The 15,161-nt window shown below is 68.3% G+C and carries 16 protein-coding genes; 6 read left to right on the top strand and 10 right to left on the bottom strand.

Annotation, left to right across the window (positions count from 1 at the left end):
- The first annotated feature begins 39 nt into the window (after window positions 1-39).
- The gene (upp, locus tag ACZ3HV_RS04165; RefSeq protein WP_360364798.1) at window positions 40-681 is read left to right on the top strand and encodes a uracil phosphoribosyltransferase; all 642 of its coding nucleotides are present in this window, start codon (window positions 40-42) and stop codon (window positions 679-681) included.
- A gap of 3 nt (window positions 682-684) precedes the next feature.
- Here upp and ACZ3HV_RS04170 read toward each other — a convergent pair whose 3' ends face one another.
- Both ACZ3HV_RS04170 and ACZ3HV_RS04175 read right to left on the bottom strand, forming a co-directional pair.
- The gene (locus ACZ3HV_RS04170) at window positions 685-1,653 is read right to left on the bottom strand and encodes a phage baseplate protein (protein ID WP_465680726.1); all 969 of its coding nucleotides are present in this window, start codon (window positions 1,651-1,653) and stop codon (window positions 685-687) included.
- 79 nt (window positions 1,654-1,732) lie between these two features.
- The gene (locus tag ACZ3HV_RS04175) at window positions 1,733-2,557 is read right to left on the bottom strand and encodes an AAA family ATPase (RefSeq protein WP_465680728.1); all 825 of its coding nucleotides are present in this window, start codon (window positions 2,555-2,557) and stop codon (window positions 1,733-1,735) included.
- Between ACZ3HV_RS04175 and ACZ3HV_RS04180 the strand changes: the two genes are divergently transcribed.
- Window positions 2,556-2,984, top strand: coding sequence for a ricin-type beta-trefoil lectin domain protein (locus ACZ3HV_RS04180; RefSeq protein ID WP_465680730.1), 429 nt, complete (start codon window positions 2,556-2,558; stop codon window positions 2,982-2,984). The two genes, ACZ3HV_RS04175 and ACZ3HV_RS04180, sit on opposite strands and share 2 nt — an antisense overlap.
- Here the strand turns inward: ACZ3HV_RS04180 and ACZ3HV_RS04185 are convergent.
- Together ACZ3HV_RS04185 and ACZ3HV_RS04190 are read right to left on the bottom strand one after the other, a co-directional pair.
- Window positions 2,981-3,883 carry a 1,4-dihydroxy-2-naphthoyl-CoA synthase gene (locus ACZ3HV_RS04185; RefSeq protein ID WP_465680732.1) on the bottom strand — a complete coding sequence of 301 codons (903 nt, stop codon included), beginning with the start codon at window positions 3,881-3,883 and terminating at the stop codon, window positions 2,981-2,983. The two genes, ACZ3HV_RS04180 and ACZ3HV_RS04185, sit on opposite strands and share 4 nt — an antisense overlap.
- Before the next feature lie 14 nt (window positions 3,884-3,897).
- Window positions 3,898-4,911 (bottom strand): LacI family DNA-binding transcriptional regulator, encoded by a 1,014-nt coding sequence (locus ACZ3HV_RS04190; RefSeq protein WP_465680734.1) that lies wholly within the window; start codon window positions 4,909-4,911, stop codon window positions 3,898-3,900.
- Between the two features lie 147 nt (window positions 4,912-5,058).
- Here ACZ3HV_RS04190 and ACZ3HV_RS04195 point away from each other — a divergent pair, with 147 nt between their 5' ends.
- Both ACZ3HV_RS04195 and ACZ3HV_RS04200 read left to right on the top strand, forming a co-directional pair.
- On the top strand, window positions 5,059-6,993 hold the full coding sequence (locus tag ACZ3HV_RS04195) for a Xaa-Pro dipeptidyl-peptidase (RefSeq protein ID WP_465680736.1): 1,935 nt from the start codon (window positions 5,059-5,061) through the stop codon (window positions 6,991-6,993).
- Window positions 6,994-7,348: 355 nt separating this feature from the next.
- Window positions 7,349-8,209, top strand: coding sequence for a hypothetical protein (locus ACZ3HV_RS04200; protein ID WP_465680738.1), 861 nt, complete (start codon window positions 7,349-7,351; stop codon window positions 8,207-8,209).
- 26 nt (window positions 8,210-8,235) lie between these two features.
- Here ACZ3HV_RS04200 and ACZ3HV_RS04205 read toward each other — a convergent pair whose 3' ends face one another.
- From ACZ3HV_RS04205 to ACZ3HV_RS04215, 3 genes are read right to left on the bottom strand one after another with little or no spacing between them, the layout of a single operon-like run.
- Complete coding sequence (locus tag ACZ3HV_RS04205; RefSeq protein WP_465680740.1) at window positions 8,236-9,165, bottom strand: helix-turn-helix domain-containing protein; 930 nt, start codon at window positions 9,163-9,165, stop codon at window positions 8,236-8,238.
- A 58-nt stretch (window positions 9,166-9,223) separates the two neighbouring features.
- The gene (locus ACZ3HV_RS04210; RefSeq protein ID WP_465680742.1) at window positions 9,224-10,495 is read right to left on the bottom strand and encodes a type II toxin-antitoxin system HipA family toxin; all 1,272 of its coding nucleotides are present in this window, start codon (window positions 10,493-10,495) and stop codon (window positions 9,224-9,226) included.
- Window positions 10,488-10,835 (bottom strand): helix-turn-helix domain-containing protein, encoded by a 348-nt coding sequence (locus ACZ3HV_RS04215; RefSeq protein ID WP_465680744.1) that lies wholly within the window; start codon window positions 10,833-10,835, stop codon window positions 10,488-10,490. Before ACZ3HV_RS04215 ends, ACZ3HV_RS04210 begins: the two co-directional genes overlap by 8 nt.
- Window positions 10,836-11,068: 233 nt before the next feature.
- Between ACZ3HV_RS04215 and ACZ3HV_RS04220 the strand changes: the two genes are divergently transcribed.
- Together ACZ3HV_RS04220 and ACZ3HV_RS04225 are read left to right on the top strand one after the other, a co-directional pair.
- Entirely contained in the window at window positions 11,069-11,398 is a 330-nt protein-coding gene (locus ACZ3HV_RS04220; protein WP_130445805.1) for a PadR family transcriptional regulator, read from the top strand.
- A complete protein-coding gene (locus tag ACZ3HV_RS04225; RefSeq protein WP_465680746.1) occupies window positions 11,395-12,654 on the top strand; it encodes a DUF1700 domain-containing protein in 1,260 nt (419 codons plus the stop codon). The genes ACZ3HV_RS04220 and ACZ3HV_RS04225 overlap by 4 nt, the downstream gene beginning before the upstream one ends.
- Window positions 12,655-12,765: 111 nt before the next feature.
- On the opposite strand, the gene ACZ3HV_RS04230 is transcribed toward ACZ3HV_RS04225, so the two are convergent.
- From ACZ3HV_RS04230 to ACZ3HV_RS04240, 3 genes are all read right to left on the bottom strand, one after another.
- Window positions 12,766-13,554: a GNAT family N-acetyltransferase gene (locus ACZ3HV_RS04230; RefSeq protein WP_465680748.1), complete on the bottom strand. Its 789-nt coding sequence runs from the start codon at window positions 13,552-13,554 to the stop codon at window positions 12,766-12,768.
- A gap of 10 nt (window positions 13,555-13,564) precedes the next feature.
- Complete coding sequence (locus ACZ3HV_RS04235) at window positions 13,565-14,521, bottom strand: adenylate/guanylate cyclase domain-containing protein (RefSeq protein WP_465680750.1); 957 nt, start codon at window positions 14,519-14,521, stop codon at window positions 13,565-13,567.
- Window positions 14,522-14,696: 175 nt separating this feature from the next.
- The gene (locus tag ACZ3HV_RS04240) at window positions 14,697-15,095 is read right to left on the bottom strand and encodes a cyclic nucleotide-binding domain-containing protein (RefSeq protein WP_465680752.1); all 399 of its coding nucleotides are present in this window, start codon (window positions 15,093-15,095) and stop codon (window positions 14,697-14,699) included.
- Window positions 15,096-15,161: the final 66 nt, after the last annotated feature.

Raw genomic sequence — 15,161 nt, forward strand, 5'->3', positions numbered from 1 at the left:
CTTTCCCGCGCCGAATCGCCGACGGTACCGTTCCGGCTTATGCAGATCCTCGTCGTGGACCACCCGCTCGTCGCCCACAAGCTCACCGCGCTGCGGGACGAGCGCACGGACTCACCCACGTTCCGGCGGCTGACCGAGGAACTCGTCACGCTGCTCGCCTACGAGGCGACCCGGGACGTCCGCACCGGCCCGGTCACCGTTCAGACCCCGGTCGCCGAGGCTCAGGGCGTGAAGCTGACGGCGCCGAAGCCACTGGTCGTGCCGATCCTGCGGGCCGGCCTCGGCATGCTCGAAGGCATGTCCCGGCTGCTGCCGACCGCCGAGGTCGGGTTCCTCGGCATGGTCCGCAACGAGGAGACCCTGACGGCCTCGACGTACGCCGAACGGCTGCCGGAGGATCTGTCCGGTCGCCAGTGCTACGTGCTCGACCCGATGCTGGCCACCGGCGGCACCCTGGCCGCCGCGATCCAGTTCCTGGTCGAACGAGGCGCCGACCACATCACCGCGATCTGCCTGCTCGCCGCACCCGAGGGCGTGCAGCGCATCGAGCAGGAGCTCGCCGACCTCGACGTACCGTGCAACCTAGTGATCGCGGGGATGGACTCGCACCTGAACGAGAAGGGCTACATCGTGCCCGGCCTGGGCGACGCCGGCGACCGCTTGTACGGCGTCGCCCAGTAGCCGCTAGACGAGCGTGTTGCGGTAGAACAGGTTGGCGCGACGGTCGCCGGTGACGCCGGAGGCGAAGCCGAAGCACAGGCGAGGGCTGCCCAGGTGGTCGACGTACACGCCGACGCCCTCGGCTTCGCGGTAGACCAGGTCGGCGCCGTCGAGGATTCGCACCGACTCGACGACCTCGCCGGAGTTGATGTCGTAGGTCCACAGCTTCGACGTCGCCAGGGCCGGGTCGGGAGTGCCGGCGTACGCCTCGCCCTCCCAGAGATAGACGTACGAGCCGTAGAGAGCCCAGCCCTGGAAGTCGATCCCGGCCGTCATCGTGGGTTGCTTGAACGACGCGAGCACGCGCGAGAAGTTGCCCACCCGCGCGGCCGCCAGCGAGTACACGCTGATGTGGAAACCGTCCGCCAGCGTGTGCCGGATGGCGATCCGGCCATGCTGCTGATCCACTGACGGCGTGAACACGGCCCCGTCCGCGACCGGCTTCCAGCTCCGCAGCGTCGGGGAGTCCTTGGTCAGCGTGGCGCCGTTCTGCCAGGGGAAGCGGGCGATCTGCCGGCCACGGGCGTTGGCCGTGTCCACGTCGGTCTCGGTCCACAGGTACGTCGTCCGCCCGACGGTCTCGGCGCCGATCGAGACGGCGTGCCCGAAGCCGGACAGGTACATGTGGCCGGCGACGTCTCCGTCGAGGCTGAGCTGAGTGAGCGTGAGGTCACCGCTGCTCGCGGGCGCCCCGGCGCGCAGCTGGCCGGCGAACAGTCGCCGGTTCGCGCTGTCGAAGGCGATCGACTGCATCACCGTGACGTCAGCCAGCGGCTTGCCGGTGAACAGCTCGCCACCCGGCCCGTCCAGGGCGAAGCGTCGAGTGGGCAGCAGGGCGAACGGGCGGGCAGCGGCGGTGGGTGCGCCGACGGCACCGGCGGAGAGCAGCGCGCCCGCTCCGGCGAGCAGCCCACGGCGGGAAAGTTTGTCCATAGGAGCCGACCGTAAGCGTCCTACCGTGAACTGTCAGTAGTCCGCACGAAATTTTCTGCTAACTACTCAGCAATTGATGTTAGAAGCTGGCTGGAAGATCGGCCGACTCGAGCGAAACGAGCTGGGCAGGGGTCGGGGCGGTGAGGTCGGACAGGCGGTGGGCCTGGCGTTCGGTCATTGCCTGGAAGATCTGCCGGGCGGACCGGCCGTTGCCGAACCCCTCGCCGCGGGGCAGTTGCTCGAACAGCTCCGCCAACGCCGTACGCGCGTCGCCCGACAGCTCGTACTGGTGCTCGCGGGCCTGGTACTCGACGATCGCGACCAGCTCGGCGGCGGTGTAGTCCTCGAACATCAGCGTCCGGGTGAACCGGGACGACAGACCGGGGTTGGAGCCGATGAACCGGGACATGTCGTTGACGTAGCCGGCCACGATCACGACCAGGTCGTCGCGGTGGTCCTCCATCAGCTTCACCAGCGTCGCGATCGCTTCGGCACCGAAGTCGTTGCCGATGCCAACGGGTGCCAGCGAGTACGCCTCGTCGATGAACAGCACACCACCGAGCGCCTGGGTGACCGCCGCGGTGGTCTTCGGTCCGGTGTGACCGACGTACTCGCCGACGAGCGCGGTCCGGTCGACTTCGACCAAGTGGCCGCGGCGCAGCAGGCCGAGCGCCTTGAGCACCCGCCCGTACAGCCGGGCCACGGTGGTCTTGCCTGTGCCGGGGTTGCCGGCGAAGACCAGGTGCCGGCTCAGCGGTGGCGCGGGCAGACCGGCCTCCTGCCGCATCCGGACCGCCTGCATCAGCTTCACCATCGACTGGACGTCGCGCTTCACCCGATCCAGGCCGACCTGCTCCTCGAGCTCGGCCAGCACGTCCTCGAGCGTCTCGTCATCGGGCGGCATGCTCTCGTCGAGGGCCCCGGCCGCCGTGACGGCGGGCGCGTCGGCGGTCCCGCTGCAGAGCGACGCATCCAACCGCTGCATCGACGTACAGAACGCGACCGACGGCGTCGGCCGGGACGGAACGCCCTTGCAGCTATGGGATTGCGCGACCGGCCCGAACCAGCAGTGGACCTTCCAGCCCGACGGATCGGTCCGGTCGATGGGCCTGTGTATGGACCTCGCCTGCGCGTCCACCGCCGAGGGCACTCAGGTGCAGCTGGTCAACTGCAACGGCGGCTGGGCCCAGAAGTTTGCCCTCAACAACAATCACGACCTGGTCAACCCGACCGCCGGCAAGTGCGTCACCGCCGACAAGACCGCGAACGGCGGCCGGCTGACCCTGCGTTCCTGCAACGGCGCCGGCAACCAGAAGTGGCACAAACCCTAGAAGGCGTAGGGATAAGGCGACCAGTCCGCGGGACGCTTCTCCAGGAAGGAATCGCGGCCCTCGGCGGCTTCGTCCGTACCGTAGGCGAGGCGGGTCGCTTCGCCGGCGAACAACTGCTGCCCGACCAGCCCGTCGTCGATCAGGTTGAAGGCGTACTTCAGCATCCGTTGCGCGGTCGGCGACTTCGCGCAGATCTTCTTGCCCCACTCGAGCGCGACCGCCTCGAGCTCGGCGTGCGGCACGACCTTGTTCACCATGCCCATCCGGTACGCGTCCTCGGCGGAGTACTCGTCGCCGAGGAAGAAGATCTCCCGCGCGAACTTCTGCCCGACCTGCCGGGCCAGGTACGCCGATCCGAAACCGCCGTCGAACGACGCCACATCGGCGTCCGTCTGCTTGAACCGCGCGTGCTCCGCCGACGCCAGGGTCAGGTCCGCGACCACGTGCAGGCTGTGCCCGCCACCCGCGGCCCAGCCCGGGACGACGCAGATGACGACCTTCGACATGAAACGGATCAGCCGCTGCACCTCGAGGATGTGCAGCCGGCCGGCCTTCGCCGGGTCGATGCTCTCGGCCGTCGTACCCTCGGCGTACTTGTAACCGTCCTTGCCCCGGATCCGCTGGTCGCCACCCGAGCAGAACGCCCACCCGCCGTCCTTCGGTGACGGGCCGTTGCCGGTCAGCAGCACACAGCCGACATCGGTCGACATCCGCGCGTGGTCCAGCACCCGGTACAGCTCGTCCACGGTGTGCGGCCGGAACGCGTTGCGCACCTCGGGCCGGTTGAACGCGATCCGTACCACTCCGGCGTCGACCGCCCGGTGGTAGGTGATGTCGGTCAGGTCGAACCCGTCGACCTGTTTCCAGGCCGATGGGTCGAAGATCTCGGAGACAGTCACCCCGCGAGCATATTTCAGGGCTTCGCGGTGCTCTCCCGCAGGACGACCTCGGCCTTGAAGGTCTCGGTCGTCGGCTCGCCACCCTCGATCGCGAGCTCGAGCGCGCGCCGGCCCATCTGCTCCAGCGGCAGCCGGACCGTGGTGAGCCCCGGCCACACGTCGCGCAGCGTCGCGATGTCGTCGAATCCGGCGACCCCCAACTGACCCGGTACGTCGACTCCGCGCGCACGCAACGCGGACATCGCACCGACCGCCATCACGTCGTTCACCGCGAACACACAGTCAACATCGGCGTGCCGATCCAGGATCACCTCGGCCGCGGCGTACCCGCCGTCACGAGTGAACTCGCCGGCCTCGACAACCACCGGCTCCAACCCGGACTCGGCCAGCCCCTCGACGAATCCGACTCGCCGGTCACGTGCCGTCGCGAGCGTTTCCGGTCCACTCAGTACGGCGAACTTCCGCCAGCCGAGCCCGACCAGCTCGCGTGCGAGGGCCGCCGCGCCGGAACGGTTGTCCGGCTCGATCGTGTGGGCCGGCATCCCGGACTGGCTGACCAGCGCCAGGCCGGCGCCGGAATTGAGGAACGTGTCGACCTCGGTCGCGGTCCGGGCCAGGCTCTCGGCGTCGGTCCGCCGGCTGCCGATCATCACCGCGGCCCGCGCCCGCTGTGCCCGCAATGACGACAGGTAAGCGATCTCGCGCTCCGCGTCCCGGAACGTGCTGGCCATCATCACCAGCAGATGGCGTTCGTCGGCGGCACGCATCACGCCGTTCGCGATGGCGGCGAAGTACGGGTCCTCGATGTCGTGGACCAGGATGCCGACCAGGTTGGTCGACGATTTCGCCAACGCCTGCGCCTGCGCGTTCGGCGTATAGCCGAGCTCGTCGGCGGCGGCCTTGACCCGCTCCTGCAACTCGGGACGGGGAACCCGGTCCCCGCCGTTGAGCACGCGAGAAGCGGTCGCGACCGACACGCCCGCGCGCTGTGCCACGTCCAGCAATGTCACCGGTGCTCGCAGATTCACTGGCCTACCCTTTCCTGCTCTCCCCCTGCGGGTGGTGGCGGTCACCTTATCGGAACCAGTGTCTCGTCACGCTCTGTCGCGGGGAAGTGCCGGGCAATCTCGGTAGAACCTGGCTTTGCGGCGCGGGAGTGACTAGCCTTCCCAGCCATGACGACCGTCCGCGCCAGGATGACGATCCTGGTCTCGTCCACTGTGCTCAGCCTCGCGACCGTGACGGGTCCCGCCGTGGCTGTCCCGACCCCGGATGACCCCTCCGGAGGCCCCGCTCCGGTCGCTCCGAGCCTGCCCGCGCACGTCGATGCGGCGACCAAGAGCACCCAGCCGGTCTACGACTACTCCGCCGCGATCCGCGAGTCCGTGTACGTCGACACCACGATGGACACCGACTCCGACGGCAAGGACGACGTGATCGCGGTCGACATCGTCCGGCCGGTCGAGACCGCGCTGACCGGCGTACGGATCCCGGTCATCATGGACGCGTCGCCGTACTACTCGTGCTGCGGTCGCGGCAACGAGAGTGAGAAGAAGACGTACGACGAGAACGGCATCATCCAGCGGATGCCGCTCTACTACGACAACTACTTCGTTCCGCGCGGCTACGCGATGGTCGGCGTCGACATCGTCGGCACCGGACGCTCGACCGGCTGCGGCGACGTCGGTGGCAAGGATGAGATCGACTCCGTTGTCGACGTCATCGACTGGCTGAACGGACGCAATACCGCACACACCGCCGACGGGCGGCCGGTGGAGGCGACCTGGACCACCGGCGCCGTCGGCATGATCGGCAAGTCGTACGACGGGACGCTGGCCAACGGTGTCGCGGCGACCGGAGTCAAAGGCCTGAAGACGATCGTGCCGATCTCGGCCATCTCCTCGTGGTACGACTACACCCGCTCCGGCGGCGTACCGTACTCCGACGACTACATGCCCTGGCTCGGCGGCTACGTCGGTCACGACAGCCCCGCGTGTGAAGCGGTCCGCGCGGAGCTCGGTGACAACGACGACGATGACACCGGCGACTACACCGCGTTCTGGGCCGAGCGTGACTATCTGAAGGACGCGAACAAGGTGAAGGCGTCGGTCTTCATGACGCACGGCCTGAGCGACTACAACGTGCAGACGAACCACTTCTCGCAGTGGTGGGCCGCACTCGCCAAGAACAACGTTCCCCGCAAGCTGTGGCTCGGCGTCGAGGATCACGTGGATCCCTTCGAGTTCCGCCGCGACGAGTGGGTGGACGAGCTGCACAAGTGGTTCGACTACTGGTTGCAGGGCTTGCAGAACGGCGTGATGAAGGAGCCGATGGCATCGGTCGAGACGTCGCCCGATGTCTGGCGCAACTACACGACCTGGCCGGCCGTGAACCATCCTGTCTCCGTGCCGCTGTCGGCCGGCAAACTAGGTGCTCTGGGCAAGGGATCCGTCACGATCACCGACGACTCCGACCTGACCGAGGACGACATCGTCGCCGACCCGTCCGAAGTGATCGCCGGCCGGCAGATGTTCCTGTCCGCACCCCTGCCGGTGCCGATCCGGATCAGCGGTACGGCGTCCGTCACCCTGCGGATCAAGTCCGACTCTGTCACGACCCCGGTCACGGCCCGCCTGATCGAGTACGGCGACGCCGCCCGGTACTCCGGCATCCGCCGTACCGACCAGAGCACCTGCGAAGGCGCGAGTACCGACTATGACGACAGCTGCTACTACACGGTCCAGAAACTGACCACTCAAAGCGACCACGGCATCGTCAGCCGCGGCTGGGTCGACGCCGCCCACAGCAAGTCCCTGAGCAACCCGGCCCCGCTCACCCCCGGCCAGTGGTCGACCATCACCGTCCCCCTCCGCGCCCAGGACGAGGTCATCCCCAGGGGCCGCATCCTCGGCCTGGCCATCACCCTCTCCGACACCGAGTGGACCAGCCCCAACGACACCGGCGCCACCATCGACATCGACCTGGCCGGCAGCAAACTCAACCTCCCCGTCACCTCCGGCAAACTCACCGCCCCCACCAAGCTCCAACCAATAGACGTAGACATCACCACCCCCTCCCAACGCCCCGACCTCCACGACCCCACCAACTAGCAGTGAGGATGTGAGTGTGGCTCCGCAGTGGCCATCCTGACTCGACCTCTAACTGACTTCGGGTCTTCAACGGGATCTGTCGGTTGGCCTGCTACGGAGCCACTGCACTCACCGGGCCAGGGGCATCCCCGGCCGCCGACCCCGGGTCGTTCCGCCGAGTCGTGGCCCACGGTTCGCCCTCCAGGCCGACCCCTCGCCGGGGCCTTCGCCGAGTCGTGAGATCGGGCTGCCGACTCGCCGATTTCCGCAACCCGGATCCACGACTCACGGTTTCACGTTCCAGCCGACCGCCACGACTCGATGGGCCTGTGGATAAGCCGAGCAGGGGAAGGGGTGGAGCCGGGAAGATAGGGCCATGTTGTTCACGGCGGCGCAAGCACGAGCGGGTGGGATCTCCCGCGGAGTCCTGCGCGGAGTGGGCTACCGGCGCGTGCTAGGCCCCGTGTACGTCGCCGCACACATCGCGGTCACACCCCGACTGCGCGCCGAGGCCGCATTGCTCCTGACGCCCGAGGCAGTCGTAAGCCACCACACCGCGCTGACTCTGTGGGACGCGGGCGGTCCGGCCGACGACGACGTACATGTGAGCGTCCGGCGCGATCCCCACCGGACCCTGCCCCGAATCGACGGCCTGCGCGTCCACGAAGTACTCAACCTCGAGCGCGTCATGAACGCCGGCCTACCGCTGACCCCTCCCGGCCGCACATTCCTCGACATAGCACCGCACTCCGACCTGACCGAGCTCGTGACAGCCGGAGACTCCCTGGTACGACGTACAGACGCCGACCCCGCCGACCTGATTGAGCTCACGTCAGCGGCGATCGGCGTACGAGGCGTCCGTCGAGCCCGAGAGGCGGCCGCACTCGTTCGGCGTGGAGTCGACTCACTGATGGAATCGCGCCTGCGACTCCTCCTCATCCTCGCCGGCCTCCCCGAACCGCAAGTCGCCCACGACATCCACGACTGTGACGGAGGCTGGCTGGCGAGACCCGACCTGGCCTACCCGTACCTCAAGATCGCGATCGAGTACGACGGCCAGCACCACCTCGTCGACCTCCGTCAGTGGCGACGTGACATCCGCCGGCGCGAGAACCTGGAACGCGAAGGCTGGCTGCTCCGCGTCGTCACCGCCCACGACCTCCTCCATACCCCCGCCACCGTCGTCGCCCGCATCACCCAAGACCTCGACACTCGCCGCCACCCACTCGTCGCCTGAGCCCAGAAGGGGCAGACCCCGCAGAACTACTTGCCTTCGGTGACGAAGTGCATGGGGTCGCCGAAGCCGAGGTCGGTGATGCCGGCGGTGTAGAAGGCGCCGATCAGCAGGGATCGACGGTGGGCGGCGAACGTGAGTACGTGGGCGACCATCCCGCCGTACGTGAAGACTCGCGGCGGCTCACACGTGGTGTCGACGAAGCTCTCGTCGAAGCGCCCGTCCTCGTTCAACTGATTGACCAGGGCAACGAATCGTGAGCCGGCGAGCGCGTGCCGGTCGCGGAGCTCGGGGATCGGCGTGACTACCTCCCGCCCGCACTCCGGCACCTGGAACGGCCGGTCCTCCACCGACGCCAGCCACATTTCTTCCTGCCAGACCAGCCGATCCAGCAGGTACCGGATCGAGATGTCGTCGTCGATCCCTTCCACCGACAGCTGGATCGGCCGATCCAGCGCCGCCGCGTCCAGCCGGGCGCCGCGCTCGATCATCTCGCCGGTCAACCAAACGTGATGCTCAACCATCCTGACCAGTACGTCCATCCCTCGCACCTCTCTCCGTGCCGGCAGGCGCAATCCCGCCGGCGGCTGAAAATGAACCCCGCTCGGCGCCGTCAGGAAGAACACCCGCGACGCCTCCCGCCGCCACTCCCGCGGCGACATCCGATAAGCCCTGGCGAACGCCCGCGTGAACGCCTCGTGCGACCCGTACCCGGCCTCCACCGCGACATCCAGTACGGCGACCTGCTCGGCCAGCAACCGGTACGCCGCCCGCTCCAGCAACACCCGCCGCCGGAACGCGAACGGCGACTCCCCCGCCACCGCCCCGATCACCCGATCAAAATGAAACCGCGACAAATGCACCCGGCCGGCCAGCCCGGCCCCATTCACCGTGGCAACCCCCACCCCGGCCAACCCCTCAGCCACCACCGCAACAAACTCCTCAAACACATCCGCCATACCCCCACTGTGCCCTCCCCAGCCCCCCCAAACTTGATCGAAATTGCGGAACTGCCCGTCAGACCCCCGGCAGCCTCTCCAACACCTGGCGGCAGTGCTTGCGAAGCTCCGGAACGGTGCTCTCTGCGACCTCGCGCGCGCCGGGCACGTCGGCCACTGCCGCGAGTGCCTTCTCGAAGGCATCCGGATACTGCGCGGCGAGGGCTCTGACGCGCTCGACCAGCTGGTCTGGCGCCAGCCCGAGAACACCAGCAGCCTTCTCCCACTGCTTCCGTCTGATGCGACTGAACAGCCGCTCGCCGCCGATCGACAGTGCCACCTGGCGATCCACCGTCGCACTGTCGTACGCCAAACCTGTGGCAAGGTCGTAGAGCGGAGCGATCCATCGTTCGCCATCAGGAGCCAACAGCAACGAGATGTTCTTGGCGTGGCCGTCCGGCGCGCCCGCAATCAGGTTGATGATGACGAAGTCGGCCAGCGCCAGCAGGTCGTCGTCCGGCGTGGTCGTCTGCCTGCGGACAAGCCCGGCCATATCTGTCAGCCCGGGTCCGCCCCGGCTCTCATACTTCGCCTCCGGCAGCCGCCCGAGAGCCTGACTGAAGTCCTCCTGGTGGATGCGCGTGATCCCACCATCGCCGACCACACGGTCGAACCGCTGGACGACAATCGCCCACTGGTCTTCGAACCGAACAATGTTGCTGCCAGCAATGTCGACCGCCAGATCCTCGGCCGCAGTCATGGTGAGGTGCTCGACCAACGCTTGATGCAGAAGAGATCTGATGCCTGGCTTGATGATGTGCGTGGTTGCGGCCGACCCGTGCGCTTCGTGCCAGAGACCGTCGATCAAGGTCAGCGCGAACTTCTCCTGCTGACCACCCAGTGACCAGTGCTCACCGGGCATCGACCAGGAAGCAGGCTGATCAGCCAACTGCCGCAGCCGATCCGCGATCTGCGCTTCGCTGACAGGATGCAGCTCGGCTGCTCGAGACCGGAGTTCCTCCACCCTGTCGGGGTTGCAGAACTGCACTGCGCCAGGACAGTCCCAGCCCATCACCGCCAGCATTCCGAAGACGTCGTCAGGCGTCGTGTCCAGGCGGTCTGCCCACCGAGCACGCGTTTGCGCGTTCTCAGGTAGCAAGCCTCGGAGATACGGTTCGACTCGTTTGGCAGGGTAGCTTCGCTCGGCAATCGGAAGGCGGAGCGACAACGGCACCGCGCCTGACTCCACATAGCCGGCGTCGTAGGTGAAGCTCGGCATGGACGCGTCTCGGTCCCGGTCCAGGTGCCCAACGACCTGTCCGTAAAGCAAGACAGCGAGGCGCTCAGCCATGCCGTGACTCCTCGCCGGCCACGCGGGAGCTGTCTGCCCACGCACGCCGGCGGTTCACCGCCCTCTCGCGATGGCGATCCGCGATCTCTTGAGCTGCCCGATCGTCAGCCCGCTCGCCGGCATCTGGCACGCGGAGCACCATCGTCAGACCGAGCGCGTTCAGCAGTCGCATCACCTGCTCGAGTTCCGCCCCGCGATGTCCACCCTCGACTCTGGCAAGCCAGGATCGCGACACGCTCGCACGCTCGGCGGCCTCAGCCTGGCTGAGGTCAAGCCGCAGTCGTTGCGCTCTGATGGTCGAGCCGAGCTTCGACCAGTCGCTGATGACGATGTCACTCATGACGAGTCTCCAATGTCTTCGTTCATAGACATGGTGACACTGCCTTCGTTCGAAGACAATCAAGAGATGTCTTGGAACGAGGACATCCACATCCGCCCAGCGCGCCGAGGATCACTTCGTGCCCCATCGCGTGCTGTCTTGTGGAGTACTGTGCAGTGTGTAGTAGTGTGGTCGGTAGAGCACCGGGAGGGCGGTCTGAGGGGTCCGGCCTTCCGGTGCGCGGAGGAGGACTGATGGACACGAGCCAGTTGCTCAAAGGCGTGCTGGATCTGGCGGTGCTCGCCGTGCTGCGCGACGCCGACGGATACGGGTACGACGTACTCCGGCGACTGCGGGCCGCCGGCCTGGAGGACGTTGCGGACGCCTCGGTGTACGGGACGTTGCGGCGATTGTTCGCGGCCGGCGCGCTGACGTCGTACGTGCAGCCGAGCGAGGAAGGCCCGCACCGCAAGTACTACGGGCTGAACAAGACCGGCCGGGACTTGCTCGCACAGTCCACCAAGACCTGGAACCACTTCGCCGACACGATGTCGGTGCTGCTGCTGGAGAAGGAGGCCGCGTGAACAGCACCCTGACCGGAGCGGTCGCGATCTACCTGGCCCAGGTTCGAGCCGAGCTGAGCGACCTGCCGCCGGGCGAGCTGGAGGACGTTCTCGACGACGTCAGCGGTCACCTCACCGAGGTCGCCGCCGAGTTCGAGGGCGAGCCGACCATCACGGCTCTGCAGGAGCGGCTGGGCAGCCCGAAGCAGTACGCCGATGAGCTGCGGACCGCGGCCGGCTATCCGCCCCGCACCCAACCGGTCGGCGCCGCCCACCTCGAGGCGGGTTGGAAGGCCCTCCGCTGGGGCCTGATCGCGGCCACCGTCGGCCCGTTCTTCCTTGCCCTCGGCATCTTCGCCTGGGACGAGAACGCCACCGCGTTCTTCGGACTGCTCGGGATCGCGGTGCTGTTCGGCGCGGCGTACCTCGGCGTACGGGCGTTGCACGGCCACGACCCGCGGATCGTCCTCGACACCCCGCGTGGCGCCCAGGGCGCGGCCGCCATCCGTGGCTGGGTCGACCAGATCCCGCCGCACGTCCGCGGCGAGCTGGTCAGCATCGGCCAGCCGGTCTGGTGGGTCGCGCGCGGCGTGATCGGCGCCGGTGGGTTCTTCGCGCTGTTCGGCGCCGCCTCGGTCACCGTGGTCGGCTCGGTCGCCGGTGCCGCGGTCTCGATCTGGATCGGCCGCAAGACTCAGAAGGACCGCCGCTGGCTCTGGTACGTCGTACCGCTCAACGTCGTCGCGGCCATCGCCGTCCCGGCTTTCCTCGCGGCGGCGTACGTCGGGACGTCGTTCAACGTGCTCGGCCACTACAACGACTACCGCGGCGGCAACTCGTCGTACAACCCGCCGTCGAACGGGCTGACGCTGAACGGCAACCAGGTCACGAACATCTACCCGTTCGATGCCCAGGGCAAGCAGGTTGACGTCCGCCTGTACGACCAGGACGGCAACCCGATCGGCCTGGAGCTCCAGGACTGCGCCGCGAACTACGGGAGCACCACCCGCGACACGACCAGCAACCTGTTCCCGCAGGCCGTGGTCAGCCCGGACGAGAACGGTTACGCGGACCAGGAGAACTGCAAAGACAGCACCAAGGCTCCGTTCGCCCCGCCGCCGGCCCCGGCGCCCCGGACGACCCCGACACCAACCGCAAGCCAAGGCCCAACCGACAAGCCAACGGCCCCGACCGCGAAGCCGACCCCCATCGCGCCCACGGCAACGCCGTCGACCCCGCGCGCCGGCGTGACCCTCACGGTCGCGCCTACCCGGTAGCCGATCGCCGTCGCGAGGACAACAGGCGAGTTTGCCTCACCGAGGTTAGAGGTGGGCCGCGGCGACCTGACGGCAGCGGGCGGTTGCGTCCGCGCTCGCGCTGGTTGCAGGTCAGAGGTGGGCCGCGGCGACCGCTCGGTAGGTGTAGCCGAGGTTCCGGTAGACCGCAATGGCAGCGGGATTGTCTGCGTCAACCATCAGCGCAGCGCTGCCGTGCCGCGAGATCAGCTCGTCGGTGACGAAACCGCAGACCTGCCGGGACAGTCCCTTGCCCCGCGCAACGGGATGAGTGGCAACGCCGGCCAGAAACCCCACCTCCGGCGCGCTCCACGCATCCGCCGCGATGCTCAGCAGTTCCCCGCCGTCGCCGGTCACCGCAGCCCACCGTCGTACGCCGCTCCGCCCGGGCCACGCGTACGACGCAGGCGATGCCTCGGTCAACAGCTCCACCACCCCGGCATCGCCCTCAAGCCAGACCGGATCTCCCGCACTCACCAAGTCACCGCCGGAGGTGATCCGAGCAGGTGGCTGAGCCTGCGGCGGCGGTGCCGATCGAGGTTGGTGAGTGGGGGACGTCCGCGTCTCCATCCAGCCGAAAGCGGCCGAGAACTCCATCCCCGGCACCCGATCGGCGAGCTCACGCACCAGCTGCTCGTCACCGAACGGACGGAAGCTCGGCCCCACCTCGGCGAACACACTGATCGCGAGGCGAGCAACGGATTCCACCGGCCCGGCGACCGCGAGCCGGTCACGCTTCGAGAGATCCGGTGACGCGACGACCACCGCGTCCCCCTCGTACCAGGCGCGAACGCCTCGGCCGAACCCTTGGGCGGCCCAGACGATCAGCGGATCGCCTCCACTGGCTCGGTTCAGGTCAGCAATGGTCAGGATCTCGCGCACCAGGTCATTGTCACTCAGACCGTTGGAGGGCGTACGGGACGAGGTGGTGGTAGCCGCGGACCGAGACGCGGCGGAGGCGGCGGAGGCGGTAGTCGGAGTGGCCGTCGAGTGCGGCGGCCAGTTCGCGGTCGACGAGGACGCGGCCGGGTTTGCATTCCGAGGTGAGACGGGCGGCGAGGTTGACGACCTCGCCGTACACGTCGCCGAGCCGGATCAGGATGGTGCCGTAGGAGAGACCGATCCGCAGGTCGGGCAGGTCCTCGGCCGCGGAGACGGCGTCCTGCAGTGCCAGCGCGACCGCGGCGCCCTGGGCCGCGGTGTCGGTGACGAACAGCACCTCGTCGCCGATCGACTTGATCACCCGGCCGCCGTTCAACGCAACGACGTCCGCGGCCATCCCCTCGAACCGCTCGATCAGCTGGCCGAGTTCAGCCTCCGTCAGCCGTCGGGTCAGCCGGGTGAAACTGACGATGTCGGCGAACCCAACCGCCCGTACGCCGCGTGCCAGCTCGTCGGATCCGGCCACCGCTCGCCCGGCGGCCGCGGCCAGGTGCCGCCGCCAGACGTAGGTCTGCAACCGCTCCATCGCCGGCAACAGCTGGCCCGCAACCTCGATCGCCTCGTCCGCCGACAGCTTCGAGCTCGCCAGGAACTCCAGGAACATCGACGACTGCCAGGACGCCAACCGGGATTGGGTCTGCCCGAGCTTGCGCGCCAGCGAGGACTCCATCTCCGGATCGATGAAGTCGTCGTCCTCCAGCGCCGCCACCAACCGCAGCGCCTCGACGTCGTCGTCCGTGAACGCGACCTCGTCGTCCGGCACCGTCGCGAACCCGAGCGCATGCCACATCCGCTCGGCCCGCGCGATCGAGATCCCCGCCCGCTCCGACACCTGGATCCGGGTGAACTTCCGCTCGCCACCCAGCAACGCGCGCTCGAACTCCCGCTGCAGCGACCCCAGATCCACCTGCCCACCTTCCCGTACGCCGGTCCCGGCAAGAGACTCGAGCGGTGCTCCAGGCAGGTCGTCCTCGCCGTCCGCCGTCTCGCGGGCAGGTGACTGGTGGGTGTGGGGTTCGGGGGGCGCCGGGACCGGGGCGGGTGAGCGTGGGGAGGGCTCGGTCGGGCCGGGCGGCGTGGGGTCAGGAACCACCGCGGCGCTCGGCGATGGTGGCGTCGATGGCGTCGCGGAAGGCCGGCAGGCGGCGGGTCAGGTCGTCGAACTTCTCCCGGGTGAAGTGCAGCAACTGCAGCCGGGACTTGGCCGTGACGGTTGCCGTCCGCAACGTGTTCCGGCGGACCCCGACCTCGCCGGCGATGTCACCCGGGCCGAGCTCGGCGATCTCCGAACCCTTCACCCGGACCGCCGCCGTACCGCTGAGGATCAGGTACGCCGCGTCCGGTGCGGTCTGCTCCAGGATCAGCGACCACCCAGCCGGCACGGAGACCTCCTCGCCGGCCTTGAAGATGTCCCGGATGTCGCGTCCGGACAGATCCGCGAACAGCGGCAGGTCCCGCGGGGATGTCCTACCCAGTGCCACGTCGATCCTCCGAGCCCGCCGGGCCACCCCGGCGATCAGCCGATGTTTCCAGTCAGTAACTCTAAC

Source organism: Kribbella sp. NPDC020701, assembly GCF_055562215.1.